The organism is uncultured Sunxiuqinia sp. (assembly GCF_963974515.1).
Classification (GTDB): Bacteria; Bacteroidota; Bacteroidia; order Bacteroidales; family Prolixibacteraceae; genus Sunxiuqinia.
Window position 1 is genome coordinate 1 of sequence record NZ_CAXBDD010000184.1, and the last position, 3,816, is coordinate 3,816.

At 44.3% G+C, this 3,816-nt stretch carries 2 protein-coding genes; one reads left to right on the forward strand and one right to left on the reverse strand.

The window, feature by feature from the left end; genetic code table 11:
• A partial coding sequence (locus tag AAC033_RS18605; RefSeq protein ID WP_339740971.1) for an MraY family glycosyltransferase occupies positions 1-894 on the reverse strand: 894 nt, incomplete at its 3' end.
• Between the two features lie 526 nt (positions 895-1,420).
• Between AAC033_RS18605 and AAC033_RS18610 the strand changes: the two genes are divergently transcribed.
• On the forward strand, positions 1,421-3,816 hold a 2,396-nt coding region (locus tag AAC033_RS18610; RefSeq protein ID WP_339740973.1), incomplete at its 3' end, for a PEP/pyruvate-binding domain-containing protein.

Genomic DNA, 3,816 nt, shown 5'->3' on the forward strand with positions numbered 1-3,816 from the left:
TAGCAAAACGAAACCAGTTGTAATATCAACATACAATGGAAGGGTTAAGGCCAGCATCGTAAAAAAGATGGTGTAGCCAAAAAGCAAGCAGCTGGCAGCCAGATGCGGCAGCCCGGCCTTGATCAATAAATGGTGGATGTGATTGGTGTCTGGCGAAAAGGGTGATTTTTTGTGGTAGATGCGAATGGCAAATACCCTGATGGTATCGGTAACAGGCACAATTAACAAGCCGATAACCATCAGCGGAGCGTGGTTAAAGTGGAAGGGTTGCGCCACGGACGCATTCAATTCATTGAATGTAATTGCAATCACCCCAAGGATCACCCCCAAAATGAGTGAGCCGGTATCACCCATGAAGATCTTATTCTTATCGCTAAAAAGGTTAAATCTCATGAATGCCAGTAGGCTGGCAGCCACGGCAGTACTTATAATGGCATATCCCAAAGCTCCCACGCCGTAAAACCATAATCCTGTGACAGAACAAATCAATACGCCAATTCCAGCTGCCAATCCGTCAATTCCGTCAATTAAATTGATCGCATTAATCAGGAAGAGGAAAATGAGTACCGTAAGCGGAATGCCGAACCATGTCGGAAACTCGTTTATGCCGAACAGTCCATAGGCATGTGTAATTTGAAAATCGCCCATAACGACAAGCAGGAATGAAGCTGCTACCTGGACCAGGAATTTTTTCCGGGCTGAAATCACCAGCAGATCATCTTCCAATCCAATAAAAAACATCATGATGATGGCAGCATAAAGAAACCGAAGTTCAGTCAGTTTTATGTCAGGAAGAAAAATCAGCGTACTGATATTTACGCCAATGAAAATTCCAACACCTCCCAGCGTGGGGATAACAACGGTATTTAATTTTCGTTGATTGGGGACGTCCATTAAATTTTTAGCTCTGGAAACCCGAACAATTGGGGGGATAACGATGTACGTTATCATGAAGCTAATCACAATGTTTGATAGTAATGTAAAGTCCACGCGATCTGGTTTTGAATTAAATTGTTACAAAATTAACAAATAATATGACCAGTCATTAAATTATGTGTTTTATTTCATGAGCTGTGCATTTTGGGGCCTAAAACCCCTTGAAACTCCGACGAACGAACTTTTGACCCCTTAGAAACGATAAAAATGGAGGTCGTTTTGTCCCGTTTTTTGATCAATAGTTTAAGTTTATTGTAAAGTGGACGCGTATTTTCGGCAATAAATCGGCTGAGCGGAATTTGAATGGGGATTTTGGCTTATTCTGACCGGGGAGGTCGATTAATTCCCCGGCCTTTTTGTTGGGGAGAGCCGGATTTTTAATAATTTCAAAGGTTTAAAATTAATCACGTCTGAAACGAGGATCACAAAAGCATGCCTGGCTGTAGGCCGAAGTGTTCTGCTTGTTTCTGCAAAATCGAAGCCAATGGAAAATCTGGATGCCATTTCCCTGTCCTCAATTTATAAACGCAAGAAAAGCGACCGCGATATTTTTGAGGAGCTGATGCCCACGAAAGTCAAGGAAGTTTTGCTGGTAGCCACACTCTATGACAGTTATTCGATCGTTCGCGAGGGGCAGTTTACCGACAAGATTTTTGGCGAATTTCTACAATTGAATTTGTACACCTACCCGCGCTTTACCAGTGTCAACTCCGAAGAGGATGCCTTGAAAACGATGAAGGAACGTGACTTCGACCTGGTGATCATTATGGTCGGAGTCGACAAGGATATTCCGGTGAAAATGGCGGATGTTTTGCATGAGGCCAAAGGGAATGTTCCGATTCTCTTATTGGTTAACAACAATGGTGACCTGCGATATTTTCAGGAAGCGGCCAACCAGTTTGATTCCATTGATCGTGTATTTGTGTGGAATGGAAATTCCAACGTGTTTCTGGCCATGGTTAAATACATTGAAGATAAAAAGAACATCGAGGCGGATATCAAGAACGGGAATGTACGCATGATTTTGTTGGTGGAAGATTCCATTCAGTACTATTCGCGCTACCTGCCGATGTTGTACACCAATATTATGACCCAGACTCAAAACCTGGTCCAGGACGAATCAAACGACGACTTGCACATGATTTTGAAGATGCGGGCCCGGCCGAAGGTGATCTTGGTCAGTAACTACCAGGAAGCGATCGAGATGCTGAACAAATACCGGGATTACTTGCTGAGTGTGATTTCGGATGTCCGTTTTACGCGCAATGGCATGGATGACCCGGAAGCAGGCATTGAACTGCTCAAGTATGTGAAGCAAATTATGCGTTTTCCGGTCCCCTTTCTGCTTCAGAGTCACGATGTGAACAATGCCGTGCGCGCCCGGGAAATCGGAGCCGAGTTCATTAATAAAAACTCAGAAAGCTTGTCTATGGACATTCATAATTTCATCTACAAGCGGTTGGGTTTTGGAAGTTTTGTTTTTAAGGATCTGTCCGGAAACCCGATAATGGTTGCCCGTAACCTGCAGGAATTTCAGGAAATGTTCAAGTTGATTCCCGATGAAGCATTGTCGTATCATGGAAAACGCAATTCATTTTCGACCTGGCTCATGGCCCGTGGCGAGATCAATATCGCAGAGCAGTTGCTGCCTTATCGTTTCGAAGATTTTAAGAGTGCCGATGAGCTGCGCAAATTCTGCCTCGATGTGTTCGAGCGGGTACGGGTAAAGAAGATGCGGGGCCGGATTATCAATTTTGATTCGGCCATCGTTGACAGCGACCGCTACATTATACGCATGGGAAAAGGTTCCTTGGGAGGTAAAGGGCGTGGCATGGCTTTTATGAGCAACTTCATTGAAAATATTGACTTCAAGAAAATTATTCCCAATATTAATATTCGCATTCCGGCAACTGCTGTGATTGGCGCGATTGAGTTTGATAAATTTTTGGAGCTCAATAATCTGTACGAAGAGATTTACAGCAACAACGATTACGAACACATCAAGGCCATTTTTCTTGAATCACATTTGAGCGAAGGCTTAAAAGCCAAGTTGTTTCGCTACATCGAGGTGATGAAAGTGCCTCTGGCTGTGCGTTCTTCAGGTTTGTTTGAAGACTCGCTGCTTCAGCCTTTTTCGGGTGTTTATGCGACTTATTTGTTGCCGAACAATCACCCGGACAAGTACGTGCGTTATCAGCAACTGATCAATGCTGTCAAGCTGGTGTATGCCAGTATTTTTACGGAGTCGGCCATTTCCTATTTCGATGCGGTCAATTATAAGATTGAAGAGGAAAAAATGGCGGTCATTATCCAGACGGTTGTTGGACAGGAGCATGAAAAACGATTCTACCCATCCATCAGTGGGGTGGCTCAATCATACAATTATTATCCCGTGTCCTATATGAAGCCGGAAGATGGCTTTGCCGTAGCGGCTATCGGGCTGGGGATGTATGTTGTTGGCGGTGAGCAGGCCTTCCGGTTTTGTCCAAAATATCCAACCATCAATCCCACCTTGGTGCGCGATCAGGTGCGCGATTCCCAAAAGGAGTTTTATGCCTTGGATATGTCCAATCCGAATGTCAATATTGTCATTAACGGGGAAGATGCAGCCATTCAAAAATTCAAAATTAGGGAAGCCGAGCACGACGGATTTCTTCAGCATTGCGCGTCGGTTTATGATCTGGAAAACGACAGCCTGGTTCCGGGGATCGATATGAAAGGGCTACGGGTGATTGATTTTGCCAATATTTTGAAATACAATTACATTCCGCTGGCCGATACCCTGCGTTTTTTGTTGCGCTTATTCCGTGAGGCAATGGGCTCACCGGTTGAAATGGAATATGCCGTTGATTTGGAAAAAGGAGATGATGGCTTGCCTAC